This is a genomic window from Microbulbifer variabilis (genome assembly GCF_020524905.1).
Classification (GTDB): Bacteria; Pseudomonadota; Gammaproteobacteria; order Pseudomonadales; family Cellvibrionaceae; genus Microbulbifer; species Microbulbifer variabilis_A.
In genome coordinates, this window is the sequence record NZ_JAIVKI010000005.1 from 1 (window position 1) to 23,045 (window position 23,045).

Consider the following 23,045-nt stretch of genomic DNA (forward strand, 5'->3'; position numbering starts at 1 on the left):
TGGCTGACAATACGGTTCATTTGCTCATGTTTTGGAAGGTGAATTTAGTGCGAATCGTTCCGTAAGCCCTTATTACACTGTACTGGAGGCTGGTGTTTGGTTTTTTTCAGGGTCGACTAGTTAGCTGAGAAAAATGGATCTGACATAACGCCGCAATCAGGGGTGGACGAAAGATGGCGGCAATTTTGGAACAAAATTAATGACAGCTTTTGGCCATCCCCTGCATTGCTTTGTTACAACTTTTTAGTACGGGCCACTCTGACTCTTCATTTTCTCAATCAATTCCTTGAGAGTGCTATTTTTCTTACCCCTAAGTTTCAAGCCACCTTTGTATGTAGATGTCCTTTTTCTATTATAAAAAGTAACATTGTTATCTTTTAAAAATTTAAACTCTTTTTGTGTGTCTAAGTAATTCTTTGTTCCCGCTGAAGGCAGCCAACCTTTGAACAAAGCTTCATATGCCAACATCCAAAATGGTCCCTTCAACTCCTCAGCCACCATAATAGGCGTCCACAATGTGGCATCGAAATCCGAATGCAACAAACCGGAATCATGTGCATCAAGACATATTAATGCGACTACAGGATCTTTAACTCGGCATAGCGCTCTCGTAACTTCAGAATCCAGTTTTATACCAAAGCATAAACAAGCCCAAACAGCCCAGGACAGTTCACTAGAATGGAGTTTAGCTGCATGCTCCAGTATTGTTCTTGAAAGAGCTTCATTGAGTAGTTCTTTGTTAATGGCAAATCCATTTTCTTCATGATACTTCAATATATCTATAAGTACGGGAATCGTGCCGGATTCCGCGACGAGAAAGTTATAAAGTATATTTTGGTACAAATCCCAATTTTCGCTTTTTATTTCACACTGTGTTGTGCGTTGGAGAGCGTACTTTATTACCGCCTGACTGCTGTCCTTCGCCTGAAGCTCTATGGCCTTGTTGAACAATGAAATCAGACCATTCTGCTGGGCTAAATGAGAGGACCCAATTTCTATTGCCTTCAAATCGGTTACCCATGCTTCCTCAATCAATCGAGGCAAGCTAAATATACTTGTCTTCTCAGAAGATAGATCAAGCTCATATTCATTAAATATTTCAGAAAGAACCGCTAAAGCTCTTTCCGCTTCAGTATATGTATTAAAGGAAAACTCGTAATCATCCATAAACCGAAAATAATTGTTACCAATTTCTCTAGAGATAGATGCGTCAACATTCGTTAATATAACTTCGGCTATTACATGAGATATATCAGGGCCAATTGGAACTCCTTTCGTTTGCCCATCTTGACCATTTTGAATTACCCTGTCTAACTTATTGCCAGCAAGATCAGCAAAGGCGCGCTTAGATTTTGCAATAGGTTTTCCATGTAATGCCCACGGTATACTGTGGGTATAAAGTGTTGGGTAAAACTTGCTTATATCCGTTTTGAGGATATATCTTTTAGAAGCTCTTATCCTAAGCCTTTCAAGGTTTGCTACATCAAACCCTTTTGCCCAATTTAAAGCTCTAACCTGTGTTTTGCTAAATTCCGGCCGACTAAGTGATTTATTGCTTGTGTGATAGTGTGCTTCAAGTTCAGTCCAATTTTCAGCTACAACTTTTGCTTGCTGAAAAGAATTTACTGGATTTGGAATAGAAAGTTTTCTCCTTAAGTCACCATTCCTTGCTAGGTTAAAGACTGTCGGACGACTAACGTAATTCGGTTTTTTGCTGCCTGACCAATCATATCCACTTGGAAGTGATGCGATGTTTTTCTGAATTATCGCAGAAAACATACCACTACTGAATGGTGGAGGAAGCTCTCTAGGGAAGTATCCTTTCTTCAGAATTGTCTCGATCATCTTAGTCTTCTAGTAGTTGTAACAGTTAATTCAAAAGAAGCGTCTCTATATCACCCTTCTATATAATTCTAAAGCCTTCAACCAAAATCAGCTTAAATAGCCCACAAAATCAAAGGGCTACACCAGTCGGCATGAATTCAAACAGGTAGATATATAGCAGCCTCTTTAAAATTCCAAGCTTTCTCTGCTTTATATCACTTTTCAGCCCACTTAAAAATCAACAACTTAGACAACTTCTCAAAGAAATAGGAGAAGCTTCTCCTTAATTCTGATATATGCAGCAGGACATAGCGTTCAATACTATATTTTTCCATTTGATGATGTATATGTGTCTAAATTGAAAGCACAAGCAGCCGCTTTGATGGGTTTCTTTGCTCACACTAACGATGAGAAAATAATAAAAGTTAGCCGGAATTAAATGCTATTACTTTCGTAGGTAACATCCTCCCAAAGGAGGATGTATGGCTATAGGTAGCTATCCCATAAGTTAAGAGCCTTACTCCCCAATGAAAACTCCTCCCCAAAAATTGGGATACTGCAATTCATCCCTCTTGGTAGTGATCAGCCATCCGTAGTGGTTTGCCCCCCACTCTGCTATTCTGCGCCCCCTTAAAGAAGCCCTTCGAACTTTGGGCTGGGCCTCTCGGCTCAGTTCAGCCTCGATTGTGTGCTTCAGGAACATCAGGCTTGGGCTTACTGTTCGATTTTTAAGCGGACTTTTCCATTAATAAGCCCCTAAACATGCCTGCCCTCAACCTCGACCTTAGCTGACCGCACTTCCTGCGGGGCTTACGAGGTTTGCGAACACTTTTGTAACTTATTGATTTTCTTAGAACAATGCCAAAAACCGCAACCAAGACCAAGGCCGCGAAACCCGAACACACCCCAATGATGCAGCAATATTTACGCATCAAAGCCCAGCACCCCCAGGAGCTGGTTTTCTATCGCATGGGGGATTTCTACGAGCTTTTCTATGACGATGCCAAGAAGGCATCGGAGCTTTTAGATGTCACCCTGACCGCGCGGGGCAAATCTGGTGGTGAGCCAATTCCCATGGCAGGCATTCCCTACCATGCGGCCGAGGGTTATTTAGCGCGCTTGATCAAGGCTGGTGTGTCTGTTGCCATTTGCGAGCAGATTGGCGATCCGGCGACGAGTAAGGGCCCAGTGGAGCGGCAGGTGGTACGTATTGTCACGCCCGGTACCGTCACCGATGAGGCGCTGTTGAATGACCGCCGCGATAACCTGCTGGCAGCTATTTCCCACTTAGGAGATGTATTCGGTCTCGCGCTCTTGGACTTGGCGACCGGTCGCTTTGTGGTTCAGGAGACCGAAACCCTGGAGTCCCTGGCCGAACAGGTTCAGCGTCACAACCCAGCTGAGTTGCTCGTTCCAGAAGACCTCACTCTGCCAGTAGAAATTCAGCGCCGCGCCGGTGTGCGCCGTCGTGCGCCCTGGGAGTTTGAACTGGAAACCGCCCTGCGCCTGCTCAATCAGCAGTTTGGCACTATGAATCTAGAAGCCTTTGGTTGCAGCCATATGCACGGCGCCATAGTAGCTGCTGGCTGCTTGTTGCAATACGCACGGGATACCCAACGCACCGAGCTACCCCATATTCGCAGCCTGCACACCGAAAGCGGCGACGAAACCGTCGCTCTGGATGGCGCCAGCCGACGCAACCTGGAAATCGACCTGAACCTGAATGGCGGCGATGACAATACCCTGCTATCTGTTTTCGACAGTTGCAAAACCGCCATGGGTAGCCGTCTTCTGCGCCGCTGGCTGAACAACCCGCTGCGCCAGCTCACTACGCTGCACAACCGCCAGGATGCCATTGCTGCGCTGATTGAAGAGTATGGTTTCGAGCCACTGCGTGATGCCCTGAAACCCGTGGGAGATATGGAGCGTATTCTGGGTCGCTTGGCACTGCGTTCTGCTCGCCCCCGCGACTTGGCAAGACTGGGCCAGTCTCTGGCGCAGTTCCCCGAAATCCAAGAACAGCTAGCGGATTCGGGTGCCACCCTAATCAAAGAGCTTTGCGGCCAGATTGGTGAGTGGCCGGAAACCGTAGAACTGCTGCAAAAAGCCATTATTGAAAACCCGCCTGTCGTGATACGCGATGGCGGCGTCATTGCTACCGGCTACGATGAAGAGCTTGATGAGCTGCGCGCTATCAGCGAGAACGCGGGCGATTACTTGGTACAACTGGAGCTTCAGGAAAAGGGGCGCACCGGTATCCCCACCCTGAAAGTGGGTTACAACCGAGTGCATGGCTACTTTATTGAAATTAGCCGTGGCCAGAGCGATAAGGCACCGGCGGAATATATTCGCCGCCAGACCCTGAAGAATGCCGAGCGTTTTATTACGCCCGAATTGAAAGAATTCGAGGACAAGGCACTCTCTGCCAAAAGCCGTGCCCTGGCACGAGAGAAAGCCCTCTATGAGGAGCTGATCAACCAGCTGAACGAATCCCTGGCAGAGCTACAAGCCGCTGCGGCAGGTATTTCTGAATTGGATGTTCTGGCCTGTTTGGCCGAACGTGCCGATAACCTGAGTCTCTGCCGCCCCAAGCTAGGTGTTGAGCCGGGCCTGCATATCAGCGGCGGACGCCACCCGGTGGTGGAACAGGTATTGGATGAGCCCTTTGTCGCCAACGATATCGAACTACGCGACGATCGCCGCATGCTGGTCATTACCGGCCCGAACATGGGTGGTAAATCTACCTATATGCGCCAGACTGCGCTGATTGCCCTGCTGGCACATTGCGGCAGTTATGTCCCTGCCGACAGTGCCCAGATCGGCCTACTCGACCGCATCTTCACTCGAATCGGCAGCGCCGATGATTTGGCCGGGGGCCGTTCCACCTTTATGGTGGAGATGACCGAAACCGCGAATATCCTGCGCAATGCCAGCGAGCACAGTCTGGTGCTGATGGATGAAATCGGTCGCGGTACCAGCACCTACGATGGTCTTTCCCTGGCCTGGGCCTGCGCCCACTACCTGGCCGGAGAAGTGCGCGCATTCACCCTGTTCGCCACTCACTACTTCGAACTGACCGATCTGCCTAACCAGTGTGCGGAAGCGGCCAATATCCACTTGGATGCCACCGAACACGGCGAGGGCATCGTCTTCCTGCACCGCATCCAGGAGGGGCCCGCGTCCAAGAGTTATGGCTTGCAGGTTGCCAAGCTGGCGGGCATTCCTACGGATGTACTGACCGAGGCCCGCGCCCGCTTGGCAGCGCTGGAAGCTGGTGCCCAATCGGTAGATGTACCCGCGGCTGTTTCTAAACCTGATGCAACGCCTAAACAAGAACCTGAAGCGGTTGCGACTCCGGTGGTTGCAGCGTCAGTTCAGCCCGGCTCTCCCCAACAGGTCGACCTGTTCGGCAGCCCCAGCCACCCGGCCGTGGATGCCCTAGAGGAGTTGGACCCGGACGATCTGACGCCGCGCCAAGCGCTGGAAGCGCTTTATGCGTTACGTAAGTTATTGAAGTAAAAGGCTGGGCGACACAATGTCGCCCATGCAACTTGTTATAAACAGCGAACTAAATCGACTGAAAAGCCACTACAATTCGCGCCAGTAATTGATAAAATCCGTGCACGAAAGAATCAGTGCACTATTGAGGGACAATCATGACATTCGTAATTGGGGAAAACTGCATTAAGTGCAAATACACCGACTGTGTAGAAGTTTGCCCGGTAGACTGTTTTTACGAAGGCCCCAACTTCCTGGTGATCCACCCTGACGAGTGTATCGACTGCGCCCTGTGCGAGCCGGAGTGCCCCGCCAATGCGATTTTCTCCGAAGACGAAGTGCCCGACGACCAACAGGAATATATTGAGCTAAACGCTGAACTCGCTGAGGTTTGGCCCAATATCACCGAGAAAAAAGACCCCCTGCCAGACGCCGAGGAGTGGGATGGCAAGAAAGGCAAGCTCGAACTTCTCGAGCGATAACAAAACACAAAAAAGCCGTCTCAGACGGCTTTTTTCTTTTCTGGGTCAGAAAAATTCGGGATAGTAAATGAGAATAATAATAACTGCGATTTCGAGTATATTCTTATGTCTATCTATCACAGTCTCTGCAAAATCCAGCGAAGGTAAACGCATCGCTCTCGCTTTTAGCGGAGGGCCAGTACCAGGTGTCACTGAGTCTCTACTCATACAGCTAGAAACCCTGCAAATACCTGCAACATTCTTTCTGGTGGGCAAAGAAATGGAGCGCTTCCCCAAACAGACTCGCTCTATTATCAATGCCGGCCATCAGCTGGGAAATCACGGCTATTCCTATATCGACCTGGCAAGCCTGCCACTAAGCAGCGCCAAAGCCGAAATAAAAAAAACCTGCAAGTTACTGCAGCACTATGGATATCAGGAACGGCCAACCATCCTGCCCCCATTTGGAAGCCTTTCAAAAGAACTTGGTAGCTTGTTGGCCGCTCAAAATTTTCAGGTGGCCCGGTGGGATTTGGAGCCACATCTGCATGTAGAAATGAACAAGCCCGAGGCCATTGCCGACTATATAGTCCAAAATGCCATAGATGGCAGTGTAATTATGCTGCACCCCATGTATGAGCACAGCAAAGAAGTGGCGGAGGCGCTGCCGTTGATCTATACACAGGTCACAGAACGGGGGTTTTACTTTGTCAGCCTGGCGCAGATCATTGATACTGGCAGTGTCGGAAATTTGTAATTACCGTCTCAATACACTACCAATTAAGTCGTTGGGAGTCGGCCCCCAAAGTACTACCACCGGTTCCCTCTATCTTATATGGAGACCACCATGATACGTTGGGCCATTATCTTCCTGGTGATTGCGCTGATTGCCGCCTTTTTTGGCTTTAGCGGTGTTGCAACTACGGCAACAGAGATCGCCAAAATCCTGTTCTTTGTCTTTATTGTACTTTTTGTCCTGGCATTGATCTTCGGCAGGGGTCGGCCACCTAAATAGAGTTTCTGCAGTATTCTACTCACCAAACCCCGGCACCTTGCCGGGGTTATTTCTGGTGCGGTGTCCTGGTAGGCACAAGACTCAACATTTCTGCCAAGTGATTAAAACCCAACACCAATTCCATCACCCCCAGGGCCTCCAGCAACTCGTCATCGCCCGCCCCCAGCTTGCGTGCCTCTGCAATTAAGTGTTGTCGGTGATCATCTGGTGACTTATTGGCATTGCGGGCCAGGTCAAACAGCGCGTGCTCCTTCTCAGAAAAGTGCACATGTTTTGGGTCTGTACGAATACGCATCACCTCATCGGGGGTGACCCCAAGCATTTGCAGGGAGGTGCTGTGGTGATAAATGCCATAGTCACAGTGGTTATCCGCAGAAACCGCCAAACCAATGGCTTCTTTCAACTGAGCCGACAGGCAGCCATGGAGCATCAGCGCCTTGAATTTCTGCCAATTGGCCAATAACAGCCCCTCGTGATGGGCATAAACCCTAAACAGACTGGGAATTCCACCCAGCTCATCCTGGATTTCCGCAAATACCCTGGAAGCCTCTTCCGAGTCAGGGGTCTCCACTAAAGGGATGCTGCTCATCATTCACCTTCCTGTTATCCAGCTGTCTATTGCCTACTGGCAGAAATAGCTTCCTGGCGCCACAAAACACTGTATATAATCACAGCATGAGAAAGATCATCCACTGCGACTGCGATTGTTTTTACGCTTCGGTCGAAATGCGAGACGATCCCAACCTCCGTGGGCGTCCGCTCGCTGTTGGCGGTAGCAGTGACCGACGCGGAGTGATCTCCACCTGCAACTATGAGGCCCGCAGTTACGGTGTTCGCTCCGCCATGCCCACCGCCCAGGCCAAGAAGCTTTGTCCTGATTTGATTGTAGTACCCGGTAACATGGCCAAATACCGGGAAGTCAGCCACCAGATTCGCGAGATTTTCCTCGATTACTGTGACGATATTGAGCCACTTTCCTTGGATGAGGCATTTCTTGATGTCAGTAATAGTGGGCGCTGCCACGGTAGCGCCACTTTGATGGCTGAGGAGATCCGCCAGAGGGTTAGAGAGACCCTTGGTATTACTATCTCCGCCGGAGTTGCCCCGAATAAATTCCTAGCCAAGATCGCCAGCGACTGGCACAAACCCGATGGGCTTACGGTGATCACCCCCGAGGAGGTTGACCAGTTCGTATTACGTTTGCCGGTAAATAAGATTCATGGGGTAGGCAGAGTCACAGCAGAGAAAATGCACCGCCAAGGTATCCATACCTGCGCCGACTTGAGGCGCTATTCCCAGGTAGAGCTAAGTAAAACCTTTGGGAAGTTTGGGCGTCGCCTCTACGAACTGAGCCGTGGTATCGACAATCGCCCGGTGAGTGGAGATGGCTCCCGCAAGAGTGTCAGTGTGGAGCGCACCTTTAACAAGGATCTCTGTGAATTTAATGACTGGCTGGAAGAGATGACAAGCTTATATATGCGCCTATTGGAGCGCCTGGAAAAACTCGGTGATCGCTATGAAATAAATGGTGCCACTATAAAGGTAAAATACGCCGATTTTTCCCAGAGTACTCATGAGCGCAACAGTCGTTCTGGGCGTATTTCTGAATTTCGTCAATTACTGCAGGAGTGCTGGGATAAACGCTCTAGCCCTATTCGTCTACTAGGCGTGGGCCTAAGACTAACAGACCTACGCGCCGAACGCGGCCCATTACAACTCCCTCTCCCACTGCCAGATTTACTGATACATCACTAACCTGGCCACTCCTCAGGCAATTTAATTTTTCACAAATAATTCACTCTGAACTTTTCAGATCGGTCGTAGTTTCCAACAAGCTAAACATTAATCACGAGCCAGAAAACGCCTTCCTTAATAAAGAAATAATTTGCCAAAATAAAAATTTTGGCGCCATATTGTTGAAAGGGAAAGACTTAACGCGCCAAACGACCGTTTATCAAGATATGGCGTTACCCGTTACCCTGTGTAAGACCCTGAAGAGCTGGGCCATCTATACTTCGCAGGCCAAGAGAACTCGGTCTACTCCAAAACCAATAGGAATCCCGCTCGTTCTCAAAGGTGACAAGTTTAATGTTTATACCGACTACAATTTTTATGATCAACGACGCATAAACCCAGGTCTAAGCCACCTCTGGCTTGCGGGTTATTTGCGTACGGAGGCACGGCATTTTGTCTCGCAAGGCTTTCCAACACTATTCCGATGAGAGACTACTCGACCACTACCGGGAGTCACGTCGGCTTGCTGCTTTTGAGCCACTGTATAACCGGCACAAGGATGCCCTATACCGTTACTGCATCCAGATGGCGCCAACTTCGACTACACAATTATTACAAACACTTTGGCAAAGGGTTATGGAAAACCCTCCTGAGCTCCACGGCCGGCTATTTAGAAACTGGCTGTTTATTCAAATCAACAAATCTCTACAGGAGCAAACTGGCAACACCACACAACCTCAGATTTTAGCCGGGGAAAATAAGGTTATCGAAGCTATTCAGAAACTCCCCAAACTTCAACGCAACGTATTGCTGCTACACATAGAGTGCAAACTCTCCCTGGCTGCAGTAGCAGATATAGAGCGCATATCACTGAAAAAATGTCGAGAGTATTACCAATTAGCTCGGCAGCAAATTGAAACCCTAATTTACGGATCTCAAGCACAACCCTGGCAAGTGGAGGCCATTAAAGAGTGATAGAGGTAGAAGCATGAGTAACTGGGAGCACCAATACCGCGAAGAGGCGTCAGCTTTTACCTCACCGCAACAGTTAGATTGTGAAGTCCTACTACAGGCAAAGGGCTATCAGCCGAAAAAGGATATAGGTCGGATGTTATCCGGTACCTCCATGAGTTGCGCTCTAGTGACCGCTTTATTGATGTTGGCCCATCCGGCACAGCACCTAGGTGCCAGGACCCCCACAATGACTCAAAATAATGAATTCCAGCTTTCCGCCCAGGAAATAGCCCAGTGGCAACTTCCAGCCCCAGAGCCCGAAATACAAGATGACCCCTGGCAAACACTACGCAACCAGGTCAGCGCCGAAAACTATGTTGCTCTCTGCCAGGAATGGCGGCAACAACAAAATAATATCGCGGAGCAAGGCTTACCCCGCGAACTGCGAAAAGCTGCCCAGAAGCGCTGCCGCATTCTGCCCTAGCAATAGGAGTTGGAAATTTTCGTGGCTCTTGCAGGCCCAACAGTGCTCGGGAAGTGTTTAAGCAAAACTGGATGGCTTAGAAAACTGTATGACTTAGAGAGTTATGCCCCTTCGGGATAGTGCATTTGTATTGCAATGACCCTGACCATTAACAGAGTTCCCACCGCCCAAAATTTAGTATCAAAAAACACTCTGGCAGTAGCTGGCTTTTACGGTGCCGGCGGCCCTAATGCAGGGGACAATCGAACGCTCAACGCCTGGGTCTCGCAAATGGGAGGAACCATGTTCAGCCCAATAGCTAAACGACGAGCAAGACAATATCTTATTCAGGGGGCTTCACAGGGAAAATTTCTGATATTGATAGGTTACAGCCGGGGTGGGACCTCTGCTATTAAATTAGCAAATGTTCTCGGGCGTCTGGGAGTCTCCCTGAGCCATCTGGTCATTTTCGATGCGCACAGTGTCTTCGATAACAAAACCTTCACTCTGAGATACAACAACATCAACCAGGCACATAATTTCTTCCAGAGAAATCCGAGAAGCGCGGGTCAATACGGCTGGTGGGGAATAAACCCTTACTGGGGATGTCCTTTAAAATCAAATTATATTGAAGTACAGCAAATAGATTTTACCGGGGACTATTTCAAAAAAGAAATACTGGTTTCTCATCTAAATATCGTGCGTCAATCCCTGACGTCCCTCTGAAATTTTAAATTCAATCATCCCAGCTTACTGTTGTCTGAATGATTCGCAGAAATTGGGTCGACATTTCCTCCAGGAGATTCTTGATAAAGATATACCTGTGTATACGGCGTTTCTTCAGAGACTAATATCTGTCAAAAGTACCAGAGGTAAAATAACGCTTGGAGCTACCTATCACTAACTAGTTTTTTGGCTATGCCCTTAAAGAAAACACAACCAAAAAAACTAGCTATTCCTACTCTTTAGTTAATAAGCCGATAAACCGCCATCCACCGCCAGTGCCTGCCCTGTAACATAAGTCATTTTCGGGGAGAGCAGCATTAACATGGCCGCCACCACCTCTTCTGGCTCGCCAAGGCGCTTCATCGGGCAACCCTGAGCGAGAAAGGCCTGAACATCTTCCGCGCTGGCCCCTGGGGCCTCCACAGAGGTCACCATAGGTGTCAGGCAATAAAAGGGGCATATCGCATTGACTCGAATACCATACTTGGCATTTTCCATTGCCGCAGTTTTGGTCAACCCAATAACACCATGCTTGGCTGCAGCATATGAGGCAATTTTGGGTGCGCCACCCAGTCCGGCCATAGAGGAAACGTTGAGCACCACACCGCCACGATCTTTCATTAGTGGCAACTGGTGCTTGAGACCAAAAAATACCCCCTTTAAGTTTACGTTGTATTGATGGTCCATCATCGCTTCGTCAGTCTGTTTTAGGGACATCATCGGCGGAGCGATACCAGCATTATTAACTGCGATATTCAGGCCACCGAATTCAGACTCAGCCAGCTGCACCAGGGCAACACAATCTGCTTCAGAGGAAACATCGCAGCGTTGAGCGCGCACCTGGATATCATCACTCCCAAGGTCATCGGTGAGTTGCATCAGCCCCTCTTCATTGATATCTCCAAGCACCAACCGCGCTCCGCGAGATCCCAACTCTTTAGCCAGCAGTTTGCCAAAACCACTGGCCGCGCCGGTAATTAGGGCAATCTGGTTACTGAAATCCAATATTGGATCTTGCATGTTAAATTCCCCCGCAAGAAGTCATTCCACCATCTACCACTACACACTCGCCTGTGGTGTAACTGGAAGCGTCGGAAACCAGATAGAGCACTGTCCCCGCCATCTCTTCCGGTTCAGCGTGGCGGTGCATGGGGATATGGCCAATTGCGGTTTTGTAAATATCCTCATGGGTGAAGAGTGCCCCAGCAAACTTGGTTTTGGTCAGCCCAGGCAACAGGGCATTAACACGGATATTGAACTGGGCACATTCCTTGGCAAAGGCCTTAGTCATATTGACTACCGCCGCCTTGGTGATAGAGTAAATTCCCTGGCCCACACCAGGCTGTAAGGCATTGACTGAGGCGGTGTTGACAATCACACCACCACCCTGCTCACGCATCAACTTACCCGCCTCCACAGACATAAAGAAATAACCGCGAATATTCACCTCAACGGTTTTTTCGAAAGCTGCGAGATCGGTATCTAGAATATGACCAAAGTAAGGATTGGTTGCTGCGTTGTTTACCAGGATATCCAATTTTCCGAAGCGCTCGCGGACATCGGAAAACATTCTCTGGATGTCTTCCATATTACCTATATGGCAAGGCACCGCTTCCGCTATACCACCGGCATCGATAATTGCATCGGCAACGGCTTGGCAGCCCTCTATTTTTCGGCTGGATACCAGCACATGGGCGCCCTGCTCAGCCAGCAGTTTTGCAATTGCCTCACCAATACCTCGGCTGGCACCGGTTACCAGGGCAATTTTTCCGGTGAGATCAAAAAGATTCTTTGCCATTATTTATCCTTATCACTTTTTCAAATGCGTAATACATTAAATTGGAATGACCTTCTAACCCGCCTTGCTGGCTATGCTCATTGCCGTTTGTGCCAGGGGCGCCACCAAAGCACCGAGGCTCGCGGCATTGCGATTGGAGGCATTGCCATCCTGTGCGCGCTTAGCTACACCCTGGACTATCGCCGCCAGGCGGAAAAAACTGAACGCTAAAAAAAAGGGCCAGTGATCAATACGCTCGATGCCCATACGCTCACAATACTTGGCCACATAGGCCTGTTCCGAGGGAATACCCAGCGAGGCAATATCCAACCCCAACAGTCCAGACATTTTGTCACCCCCAGCAGGCATGCGCATCTGCATACACTGGTAGGCAAGATCCGCAAACGGGTGGCCCAGGGTAGAAAGCTCCCAATCCAGCAGGGCGATCACTTTGGGTTCTTTAGGATGGAAAATCATATTGTCGAGGCGGTAGTCACCGTGCACCAGAGCTACCCGACCATCGTCTTTCGGTAGGGCACTACCAAGCCATTCAATCAACTCTTCCATCGCCGCAATAGGCTGTGTCTCGGAAGCCCGATATTGCCCCGTCCAGCGCTCCAGCTGCCGCTGAAAATAATTTCCTGGGCGGCCGTAATCGGATAGCCCCAAAGAATCGATATCGAGACTATGTAAAGCGGCGAGAACCCGATTCATTTCATCGTACATGGCACTGCGCTCAGGATTTTCCACTTCGGGAATTGCCGCATTCCAGAAAATTCGCCCCTCACAGTATTCCATCAGGTAAAACATGGAGCCGATCAAATCCCGGTCTTCACATAAATGCACAACCTTCGGCACCGGCACATCAGTATTGGCCAATGCAGACATGACGCGGTATTCTCGATCCACAGCATGGGCGGATTTCAACAGTTTTCCCGGCGGCTGCCGACGCAGCACGTAGGTATTTAAAGGGGTTTCCAACTTAAAAGTGGGATTGGATTGACCGCCGGAAAATTTACTGACGTTTAGTGGCCCAGAAAAACCTTCAACATTTGCGCTGAGGTATTCCTGCAACTTTTCCAGTGGCAAAGCTTCCACTGAGTTACGTGACTCCTTTACGGTTTCAGACATGCTCCTCTCCCTGTGCAGTCTCTGCGGCATAACGGGCAGCCAGGTTGCGTCCCAGCTGCATCATATGTACTTGGTCTGGTCCATCGGCTAAACGGATAGTCCGCGCGTAAGCATAGTGATGGGCCAAGCTATAGTCCTGGCTCAACCCTGCCGCACCGTGAATCTGGATAGCGCGGTCAATCACCTTGCAGGCCATTTGCGGTGCAACAATTTTAATCATGGCAATCAGGTCTTTGGCCGCTTTATTGCCAAGCCGATCCATTTGTGCCGCAGCTTTTAAAGTTAATAGGCGCGCCTGCTCAATTTCGCAGGCGGACTTGGCAATATCCTCTCGTACAGAGCCCTGTTTGCTCATGGGGCGACCAAACACAATACGGGTTTCCGCACGGCCCGCCATCATTTCCAGGGCGCGTTGGGCCTGGCCAATTAAACGCATGCAGTGGTGAATTCTGCCTGGTCCCAGTCGCCCCTGGGCAATTTCAAAACCACGCCCTTCTCCGAGAATCAGATTAGACGCAGGCACCCGAACATTCTCAAAAATCACTTCCGCATGACCTTCCGGGGCATCGTCGTAGCCGAATACCTGCATGGGCCGAATTATTTTTACCCCTGGGGTATCAGTGGGAACCAGGATTTGCGACTGCTGGTGGTGCCGATCCGGATTAGTGGGATCGGTCTTGCCCATCACAATCATGACCTTACAGCGCTTATTCATCAGGCCACTAATATAAAATTTATGGCCATTAATCACATATTCATCGCCATCGCGCACGATAGAAGTTTCGATATTCGTAGCATCGGAGGAGGCCACCTTGGGTTCGGTCATGGCGAATGCCGAACGAATATTGCCCGCCAATAATGGCCTCAGCCAGGTTTCCCGCTGCGCTTCCGATCCGTACTGGGCCAGCACTTCCATATTGCCGGTATCCGGGGCGCTGCAATTAAAAATTTCTGAGGCAAATAAGACCTTGCCCATCTCCTCCGCCAAAGGCGCATATTCCAAGTTGGTAAGGCCGGCACCATAGCGGGAATCGGGTAAGAATAAATTCCACAGCTCAGCCTCACGGGCCTTTTCTTTTAAGGCCTTCATGATAGGGGGCTCGCCCCAAGGGTCATCCTGCAACTGCTCTATATAGGAACTCTCAGCGGGATACACATATTCCTGCATAAAGTTTTTGAGCCGTAGCAATAGGCCCTGTACCTTTTCTGAATATTCAAACTCCATGTCTTTTCACCTTTAATTGTGCTGTAGGTTTTAATTCAGCTGTAAGTCACGGAAGTGTGGCGCTCATCTCTCTCCAAATGAGGCACGTGGTTAAAACTGTTTAAGCTCAGCCCCTGCCCTGCGCTAGAGAAAAAACGGGTAGTGCCGGTATTCTGTATCTGCATATTGAGTTTGATTACCGACTCGGCGGGACCGCCCAATACCTGCCGCACCATCATGGCAATAGCTCCACCGGAACTGACCACCAGAGTTTTACTGCCTTTGGGGCTATCACTGATTAAATCCAAAACTTCACGGATGCGGTTTTCGAATGTCTGCCAACTCTCTGCCGGCGCAATTTCCCCTGCGGACCAGGCGAGCATGCCCTGCATTAAAAAACGGTAAAAGTCGGCACGGGAAGCATCGGGTTTAGGTGTAGCTGCGGGGTTTTTCTCACTGTAGAGGCGAGCTACTTCAAGGAAGTCGAACTCATTCAATTGGGGAACCACCGTCAAGTGGCTCTCTAAGTCGATGCCAAGGCCTGCACAGATACCCTCGGTAGTCTGCCGATGACGGCGCAGGCTGCCGCAGAAAATCCGGTCAAACTTCTGGCCAGTGCCCCGCCAGTATTCTCCCAGCCAACGGGATTGCTGCCAGCCAACATCGGAGAGATTGTCGTAATCATCGGCGCCGAAGGACGCCTGTCCATGGCGCACCACAATTGATTCGGCCACAGCGAGTTCCTCTTTTTATGGAACTCCAACCCTAGTCCTCTCGTTTGAATCATCAAAGTTTATTATGCGAATATATGATCATTCACACTGATTATGATTGAGACACAGATGCAGCTGCAAAAAATGGATATGAACCTGTTCCTGGTTCTGGAGGCCATTTATAACTCGGGCAACCTCACCCGTGCGGCTGAGCAGTTGCATATTACCCAGCCGGCGGTGAGTAATGCCCTGGCACGTCTGCGCCGTACTCTTGACGACCCATTATTTATTCGCGGCCCATCCGGCATGACTCCCACTCCTCTTACGGAGTCCATTATGCCCAGGGTGCAGCAGGCCCTTTCCCTACTGGGTACCAGCCTGAATGAACACCGCCAATTCAACCCCGCCCTGGCACGCAAAACATTGCGACTATCTATGAACGACATGGCGGAAACCCTATTGCTGCCGCCCCTCTTAGAGCGCCTGGAAAAAGAGGCGCCGGGTGTGACAGTAGAGTCATTTCATGTCCCTAGGGATCAACTGGCCAAAGAGCTGGCAGCCAATACATTGGATTTCGCCCTGGATATCCCTCTGGCAACAGCACCCCAGCTACAACAACAACGCCTTCACCAGGACCGCTATCTCTGCATGTTGCGCAATGAGCACCCCTTGGCTGGGGAGTCGAGCCTGATGCTGGAACAGTATCTACAACTGGAACATATCCATGTTTCCAGTAGGCGCACAGGTCCTGGGTTGGCGGATATAGCACTGAATAAACTGGGGCGGCGACGCACTATCAAGCTGCGTGTACAACACTACCAAGTGGCACCTTTAATCGTGTTACGCACGGATTTGGCCCTAACCGTACCAGCGAGTCTGGCCAGTCAGTATTCTGCACGTCTATTTGAACTGCCGTTCCAAATACCCCTGATGGACTGGCATTTGTTGTGGCACAAAAATCTACAAGAAGATCCCGCCAATCGCTGGCTGCGAGAGCAGCTTCTGGCGGTTTTGGCTGTGTAAATGAGCAGACGAAAATCCCTTTAAAAACAGGCACTTTCGTCAAATGAGAATGGGACGCAAATAGGTTAATAAAACGTCAGGAATTGATCACTGAATTCGACCGGAAAGGTCACTGTTTCGCGTCAAAGGCTCTTGTTATCCTGCAGGGCAACGATATGCACTTTTTTGCATATATAAATGAACCCCAAAGGTTACAAGAAGAGAATTTTGCCATGTCCCAAGCCTACCCTAATATGCTTGCCCCCCTGGACCTGGGCTTCACCACCCTGAAAAACCGGGTGCTGATGGGCTCCATGCACACCAACCTGGAAGAACACCCCGGTGGCTTTACCCGTTTGGCGGCCTTCTACGCTGAGCGCGCCCGCGGTGGCGTTGGCCTGATTGTAACGGGGGGTATCGCGCCCAACGAAGAGAGTGGCGTATTCAAGGGTGCTTCCAAAATGAACACCCCGGAAGAAGCGCAACAGCACCGGGAAGTGACCGAGGCCGTTCACGCCGAAGGCGGCAAGATCTGTATGCAGATCCTGCACACCGGCCGCTACGCCTACAACGAGAACCTGATTGCCCCCTCCCCCATCCAGGCTCCGATCAATCCTTTCACTCCGCGCGAACTGACCAGCGAGGAAATCGAAGGCCAAATCGACGATTACGTACGCTGTGCCACCCTGGCCCGCGAAGCCGGCTACGACGGTGTGGAGATCATGGGCTCCGAGGGTTACTTCATTAACCAGTTCATCGTGAAACGCACTAACAAGCGTACCGATGAGTGGGGCGGCAGCTTCGAAAATCGTATCCGCCTACCAATCGAAGTCGTTCGCCGTGTGCGCGAAGCTGTTGGCGAGGATTTTATTATTATCTACCGCCTATCCATGCTGGATCTGGTGGAAGACGGCAGTGACTTCGATGAAGTAGTAGCCCTGGGCCAAGCTATCGAAAAAGCTGGAGCCACAATTATCAATACCGGTATCGGCTGGCACGAAGCGCGTGTTCCCACTATCGCCACCAATGTACCCCGCGCCGCATTTACCGATATTACCGCCAAGGTGAAAAAGCACCTGACTATCCCGGTAGTTGCCAGTAACCGTATCAATGTGCCGGAAGTGGCCGAAGAAGTGCTGGCCTCCGGACAGGCCGATATGATCTCCATGGCACGCCCATTCCTGGCAGATTCTGATTTCGTCAACAAGGCCGCAGAGGGCCGCGCCGATGAAATCAATACCTGTATTGGCTGTAACCAGGCCTGCCTGGATCACACCTTCCAGCTGAAGCTCACTTCCTGTTTGGTTAATCCACGCGCTTGCCATGAGACGGAGCTGAACTACCTGCCTACCGACAACGTGAAAAAAGTTGCCGTTATCGGCGCCGGCCCCGCCGGCTTGGCTGCCTCCACCGTTGCCGCCGAGCGCGGACACCAGGTAACCCTGTTTGAAGGCAGTGACAAAGTCGGTGGCCAGTTCAATATCGCCAAGCAGATTCCCGGCAAGGCAGAATTCCAGGAAACCTTGCGCTACTTCAAGCGCCGCCTGGAAGTAACTGGCGTTGAGGTCAAACTCAACACTATCGCTACCGCAGAAGACCTACAGTCTTTTGACGAAGTGATTATCGCCACCGGCATCGAGCCGCGCACTCCACCGATCCCCGGTATTGAGAGCGACAAGGTGTTGGGTTACCTGGACGTACTGAAGCACAAGAAGCCAGTCGGCGAAAAAGTGGCCATTATCGGCGCCGGTGGTATCGGCTTCGATGTGGCCGAATACCTGACTCACGACGGACCTCACTCCAACGAAGAGGAAGTGGTTGCCAGTGATAAAGAGGAGTTCTTCAACGAATGGGGTGTGGATATTGAGCTGGAACAACGCTCTGGCCTGAAACCCCGCGAAGCGGTAAGCACCCCACGCCAGGTTTACCTGCTGCAACGTAAAATCACCAAAGTGGGTGCAGGCCTGGGTAAAACCACTGGCTGGATTCACCGTGGTAGCCTGCAACACCGCAACGTAGAGATGATTGCCGGCGCCCTTTACGACAAAATTGACGATAAGGGTCTGCATGTTCGCGTTGGCGAAGAAGAGCGACTGCTGGAAGTGGATAACATTATTGTCTGCGCCGGCCAGGAACCTGCTCGCAAACTGTATGAAGCGCTGCAGGAGCGCGGTGTGAAAACCCACCTGATCGGTGGTGCTGATGAAGCCGCAGAACTCGACGCCAAACGCGCGATCGACCAGGGCTCACGCCTCGCAGCAGAGATCTAAAAAAATCCCCCGGCAGTATTCTTGCCGGGGGATTTTCTCTGGCGAATCAGAACGGGATACTCCAGCTACTAATTTTTGGATTTCCCGTTTTTTTATGTCTTGTCGGCACTTTTCTACTTTTTTTCATCCGCATACCCAATATTTAGAGTGCCTTAACTATCCAGTCGCTTTGGCATTTTCATTTGAGGATAGTGTTTGTTCTGCCTGTTCCGGCCATTGCGGACGGGTAAGGTAAGCCGTAGTGCGATAAAGCACGAAAACGACACCACATAGCATCAGTAATATCCAATAAAGCGCCGGTCCACCCCACCACTCTAAAACCACTCCCCCAGCCAAGGGGGCCAGGGCCCAGCCTAGGGCATAAAAGGAAGAGGCCCCAAAGTAAGTACCGCGTAAGTGCTCAGGTGCCAACCGGTCAATCTGTACACTCATGGTTGGAAAGAGAATCGCTTCAGCCAAACTGAGGACAAAGGTCGCCCCCATCCAGCCCCAAAACCAATGCACCGGATTTAAGGCAAACCACATTTGAGCTACAGCCAATATCACCAGTCCTATCATTATTCGACCATTAATATCCAGCTTACGCATCAACTGCATGAGCGGAAACTGCAACAATACGATGGTCATTGCGTTCACAAAAATCATGCTGGAGATCAGCTCAACCAAGCTCGGAGCCTCTGCCCGTGTCAGATACTGCACCAGGCTGGAATCCATATGGGCATAGATAAACATCGTAAGGATATTGGCAACAATCACCACCATAAACACCTGGTCCTTGCGCAATATCGATAGGGTATTGCCCAAATCGACAGAGCCATCGCCTTTGCTCTTTACGAGCTGCCCCGTCTCTGTTTTTGCAAATCCCCAGATAAACGCCAGCGCCAATAGCAAATAACTGAGAGAAGTTAAGCCAAAGGTGGACTGCTGTGCACTGAGCCCCGCCCAGACACCAACAATGGGTCCTAATGCCGCTCCCGCATTTATAAGGAAGTAACGCAGCTGCAGGGCTAACTCACGACTTGCCTGATTCTCGATTAAGTCGCCAATTAATGCACTAGCTGGTGGCTCCCAAACGGCGCGACCGATCGAGCAAAGAGTCATTGCCAGAATAAATCCCGATAATGTCTCAGTCACTGCCAGTAGAGCAAAAGAACACAGATTGATTAGCGAACCTAATAACAGAATATTCCGACGCCCATAGCGGTCAGACAGTGCCCCCACATAAAACCCCAACAGCGCCGCACCAATAGCCGAGGCACTGAGAATCAAGCCTATTTCCGCTGCACCCAACTCAAATTTATTGAAGAGAAGAATGGCCAGGAAAGGCCAAACCATAAAGTAAGTGCCACGGCTAAAAAAACTGCCTATTAATATTATCCAGACCAGAGGGGGAAAACCCCTGAGGTTCTGCCACCATTTCCAACGCATTGCCTTTTACTCCACATCAATTGCTTCCTTGTTTTCAAATAGCCCATAGAGACTTTTTGAACTCCGCGCCAAAGAGGCAAGTTCCCATTAAAAACCAGGGAGGACAGCCCGTCACATAGACCTAACGCCCATGTGCCACATTGAAAGTCGACAGGGTAATCAACCACGAAAACCGATATTCAATTGATCGGTCAATAGTTTTCGGACAAAAAACCCGAAAGGATCGCCTTTCGGGTTTTAGGGATTGGCAAGTTTAAAACCTGCAAAATCATTCAACCTGGATATTAACCCTCGAAATTCCCTAAGGGTTAATCGTGAAAACCTTCAGCACTTTGCGTGCCTTTCATTCTCTAGCGAGGTATCCCAATACTATCCAAGTGGATTCATTTTGAAAACCCAATATTCACTAAATTTAAAAAATTTAATTGAAAGCAATTTCCCATACGGGCATCGCTTCCTATCCTGCAGGATCTGTACACAAGTCTATACTCCAGCAGAAAAGTCCTCCGATGATTATCAAAATAAATAAAATGGAAAAGCTGCCCACACCTTGATCCAAAGAGAGCACTAGCATATGTCCCTATCCAGCATGCTTATGCGGGCACGCCCACTGGTGGAGCGGGCCTTGAGCAAGGTGGCCCCACCTTATACACTTTTTTTTTCAATCAGCGACAGCAAACAGCGCGCCGAAGTCAGGCATACTACCGCTGCAGACTTTTCCAGCGCCTGGCAAACCCTCACTACCGATATCCATCAGGCTGTTTGGCAAGCTAAGATGAACCCCTGTTGGCTGAGGATCGACTGGGTTACCAGAAGAAGTTCAACCACCCTTGCCAACCTCTATGAAATTCTTTCTGACACCAAACGCTGTTATTTCCGCTACGGTCTAGCATTGGATCTAGACTGCAAGATTGCTTTTCTGGAGCAAGAACTAAATGCTAATGCCATGCTCTATGGGAGCAACCGTATAGATCATGCAGTCCTCAACAAAAGAAACTTCAGATCCTATTACCAGCATAGATTTGGAGATCAAGTCGAACTAGATTTTGCCGAAGAAAGGAATGTTGTTCTTTTATCCACAGAAGGGCTTTTTTGCGAAAGCCATACAGAGCCAGTATATCTCTATGGGACCGGCCCGAATACTGGACGAAGGATCATCAATAACTTCAATACAAAACTTCTCACCCAACTCATCGAAAATGCCAGCACCTACCTAGAGCGCCAACTTAAGTCCAGCGGCCATTTTCATCCTGGTTGGTACCCCTGTTTCGATCTTGAAATTGAAGACGACAACAGTCTACGTCACGTCAGCTGTACTTATGCCATGATAGAAGCCTGGGAAGTCAGTAAAGACCCCGCCTTACTAGCAACAATAGAGCGATCATTACAGGCACTCACCAGAGATTTGATCAAGACGATACCGATAAAAACAGGAGAAACCGCTGCCTTCTTGGTGGAATCCAATGGTGAAATCAATTTAGGAGGCAATGCACTAAGTCTATTGGCACTGGTTAAATATTCCGAGGCTATGGGGGGGAGAGCCTATGCGGATCTAATGGAACAGCTGGCTAAAGGCATCGAATTAATGCAAAACCAAGCCAGCGGCCAGTTTTTTCATGTCCTCGACTACCCTTCACTCAATATCAAAAAACAGCGTTTAACCATACAATACGACAGTGAGGCAGCCCTCGGATTGATACGTTTATATAGCTGGGACAAAAACCCCCGCTGGCTCACAATGGTAGAAAAAGCCCTTGATCACTTTATAGTTACTGAACAATGGCGCACTCATGACTATAAGCTAAACTCTTGTGTAAATGAACTCACCAAGTACCGACCCAAGGAAAAGTATTATCAACTTGGCATCCGCAACTTTGCTAATCATCTGGACTTTGTTGAAAACTGCAAGACCACTTTTCCAACCCTGCTTGAGTTGATGATGTCCGCAGAGAAGATGATTTCCCACCTACGTTCTCAAGAGTTATTCCAAGATCTTCTCGACCAGCTTGATCTAGAGTATTTCTATCACGCATTAACTAAAAGGGCCAAACACTTACTAAATGGATACTTTTGGCCAGAATTTACCATGTTCTTCAAAAATCCGAAGAAAATAACAGGCAGCTTTTTTATTCGCGACCATGCCTTTAAAATTCAGATTGATGATATTGGACACTACCTTTCTGGGCTTATCGCTTATCGAGAATTCTTACTGAGTCAGGCTCATAAAAAGCTGGAATATACCGACAACCCAACTCAGCCTGATAAAACCAAACATACAAAAACCATGGGCTTTTTGCACTTTTAGAAAGATCAATGATCCCCTAAACACCAGTTAGGATATTCTGCACCAGAACAACCAAAACTCATAAAAGGTTAGTGCACACAAGTAACACTCAACCATTTACGACCTCACAAATAAGGTCCAGCACTTGCAAATACACTTACATTATCTACTTCGTGCATCCCATTTCAAAACAGTGAACTTTACAACTAATAACACAATAATAAGCAATACATTCAGACCAACATCTACCACAATACAAAATACCTGATGCCCCCTGGAAATATGCAAACTGTACAGCTGACAAAACCCAGATACCATTACTCCACACTCACAAAAACAACTCATTAAAGAAATGTTTACAATTTCCACCTAAAGCCTGGACTTAAATGAGCCTCAACCAATTGCAATCACCCTCAATCCTAGCCCTTTTCCATTAACACATGACCAAACTAAAAATATAGAAAGTACAAATTAATATTTAGTTTGTTACGTTTATATGAATAGAAAGCCAGACCACTCCAAACAATAAATCCCGAAAGACAATTAGCGCCACCTTTCACA

The 23,045-nt window shown here is 49.2% G+C and carries 19 protein-coding genes; 11 read left to right on the forward strand and 8 right to left on the reverse strand.

Annotated features, from left to right (window positions below; all coding sequences use genetic code 11):
• Positions 1-243: 243 nt before the first annotated feature.
• A complete protein-coding gene (locus tag LC073_RS07840) occupies positions 244-1,845 on the reverse strand; it encodes an RNA-directed DNA polymerase (protein WP_226645838.1) in 1,602 nt (533 codons plus the stop codon).
• Positions 1,846-2,682: 837 nt separating this feature from the next.
• Between LC073_RS07840 and mutS the strand changes: the two genes are divergently transcribed.
• The 4 genes from mutS to LC073_RS07860 all read left to right on the forward strand — a co-directional run bounded on the left by mutS (position 2,683) and on the right by LC073_RS07860 (position 6,798).
• Positions 2,683-5,343, forward strand: coding sequence for a DNA mismatch repair protein MutS (gene mutS / locus LC073_RS07845; protein WP_226645842.1), 2,661 nt, complete (start codon positions 2,683-2,685; stop codon positions 5,341-5,343).
• 137 nt (positions 5,344-5,480) lie between these two features.
• Positions 5,481-5,804 carry a ferredoxin FdxA gene (gene fdxA, locus LC073_RS07850; RefSeq protein ID WP_020411359.1) on the forward strand — a complete coding sequence of 108 codons (324 nt, stop codon included), beginning with the start codon at positions 5,481-5,483 and terminating at the stop codon, positions 5,802-5,804.
• A gap of 67 nt (positions 5,805-5,871) precedes the next feature.
• Positions 5,872-6,540, forward strand: coding sequence for a polysaccharide deacetylase family protein (locus LC073_RS07855; protein ID WP_226645844.1), 669 nt, complete (start codon positions 5,872-5,874; stop codon positions 6,538-6,540).
• 90 nt (positions 6,541-6,630) lie between these two features.
• Positions 6,631-6,798: a DUF1328 domain-containing protein gene (locus tag LC073_RS07860; protein WP_226645847.1), complete on the forward strand. Its 168-nt coding sequence runs from the start codon at positions 6,631-6,633 to the stop codon at positions 6,796-6,798.
• A gap of 46 nt (positions 6,799-6,844) precedes the next feature.
• Here LC073_RS07860 and LC073_RS07865 read toward each other — a convergent pair whose 3' ends face one another.
• A complete protein-coding gene (locus LC073_RS07865) occupies positions 6,845-7,390 on the reverse strand; it encodes a carboxymuconolactone decarboxylase family protein (protein WP_226645849.1) in 546 nt (181 codons plus the stop codon).
• Positions 7,391-7,473: 83 nt separating this feature from the next.
• Between LC073_RS07865 and dinB the strand changes: the two genes are divergently transcribed.
• From dinB to LC073_RS07885, 4 genes are all read left to right on the forward strand, one after another.
• Positions 7,474-8,553 carry a DNA polymerase IV gene (gene dinB, locus LC073_RS07870; RefSeq protein ID WP_226645850.1) on the forward strand — a complete coding sequence of 360 codons (1,080 nt, stop codon included), beginning with the start codon at positions 7,474-7,476 and terminating at the stop codon, positions 8,551-8,553.
• A 432-nt stretch (positions 8,554-8,985) separates the two neighbouring features.
• Positions 8,986-9,507, forward strand: coding sequence for an RNA polymerase sigma factor (locus LC073_RS07875; protein ID WP_226645851.1), 522 nt, complete (start codon positions 8,986-8,988; stop codon positions 9,505-9,507).
• A 13-nt stretch (positions 9,508-9,520) separates the two neighbouring features.
• On the forward strand, positions 9,521-9,970 hold the full coding sequence (locus tag LC073_RS07880) for a hypothetical protein (RefSeq protein ID WP_226645852.1): 450 nt from the start codon (positions 9,521-9,523) through the stop codon (positions 9,968-9,970).
• A gap of 135 nt (positions 9,971-10,105) precedes the next feature.
• Complete coding sequence (locus LC073_RS07885) at positions 10,106-10,675, forward strand: hypothetical protein (RefSeq protein ID WP_226645853.1); 570 nt, start codon at positions 10,106-10,108, stop codon at positions 10,673-10,675.
• Between the two features lie 243 nt (positions 10,676-10,918).
• Here the strand turns inward: LC073_RS07885 and LC073_RS07890 are convergent, their stop codons facing one another.
• Genes LC073_RS07890 through LC073_RS07910 form a run of 5 tightly spaced genes read right to left on the reverse strand, consistent with a single transcriptional unit; the run spans position 10,919 to position 15,521 of the window.
• Positions 10,919-11,695 (reverse strand): SDR family NAD(P)-dependent oxidoreductase, encoded by a 777-nt coding sequence (locus LC073_RS07890; protein ID WP_226645854.1) that lies wholly within the window; start codon positions 11,693-11,695, stop codon positions 10,919-10,921.
• A gap of 1 nt (position 11,696) precedes the next feature.
• Positions 11,697-12,473 carry an SDR family oxidoreductase gene (locus LC073_RS07895; protein WP_226645855.1) on the reverse strand — a complete coding sequence of 259 codons (777 nt, stop codon included), beginning with the start codon at positions 12,471-12,473 and terminating at the stop codon, positions 11,697-11,699.
• A gap of 54 nt (positions 12,474-12,527) precedes the next feature.
• The gene (locus LC073_RS07900; protein ID WP_226645856.1) at positions 12,528-13,583 is read right to left on the reverse strand and encodes a phosphotransferase; all 1,056 of its coding nucleotides are present in this window, start codon (positions 13,581-13,583) and stop codon (positions 12,528-12,530) included.
• On the reverse strand, positions 13,576-14,808 hold the full coding sequence (locus LC073_RS07905; protein WP_226645857.1) for an acyl-CoA dehydrogenase family protein: 1,233 nt from the start codon (positions 14,806-14,808) through the stop codon (positions 13,576-13,578). Before LC073_RS07905 ends, LC073_RS07900 begins: the two co-directional genes overlap by 8 nt.
• 35 nt (positions 14,809-14,843) lie before the next feature.
• A complete protein-coding gene (locus LC073_RS07910) occupies positions 14,844-15,521 on the reverse strand; it encodes a histidine phosphatase family protein (RefSeq protein ID WP_226645859.1) in 678 nt (225 codons plus the stop codon).
• A 108-nt stretch (positions 15,522-15,629) separates the two neighbouring features.
• On the opposite strand from LC073_RS07910, the gene LC073_RS07915 reads away from it, so the two are divergent.
• A complete protein-coding gene (locus tag LC073_RS07915) occupies positions 15,630-16,523 on the forward strand; it encodes a LysR family transcriptional regulator (protein ID WP_226645862.1) in 894 nt (297 codons plus the stop codon).
• Between the two features lie 212 nt (positions 16,524-16,735).
• Positions 16,736-18,772: an NADPH-dependent 2,4-dienoyl-CoA reductase gene (locus tag LC073_RS07920; protein ID WP_226645864.1), complete on the forward strand. Its 2,037-nt coding sequence runs from the start codon at positions 16,736-16,738 to the stop codon at positions 18,770-18,772.
• Positions 18,773-18,928: 156 nt separating this feature from the next.
• Here the strand turns inward: LC073_RS07920 and LC073_RS07925 are convergent, their stop codons facing one another.
• Entirely contained in the window at positions 18,929-20,200 is a 1,272-nt protein-coding gene (locus LC073_RS07925; protein WP_226645866.1) for an MDR family MFS transporter, read from the reverse strand.
• A 625-nt stretch (positions 20,201-20,825) separates the two neighbouring features.
• On the opposite strand from LC073_RS07925, the gene LC073_RS07930 reads away from it, so the two are divergent.
• On the forward strand, positions 20,826-22,505 hold the full coding sequence (locus LC073_RS07930; RefSeq protein ID WP_226645867.1) for a hypothetical protein: 1,680 nt from the start codon (positions 20,826-20,828) through the stop codon (positions 22,503-22,505).
• Positions 22,506-23,045 lie beyond the last annotated feature (540 nt).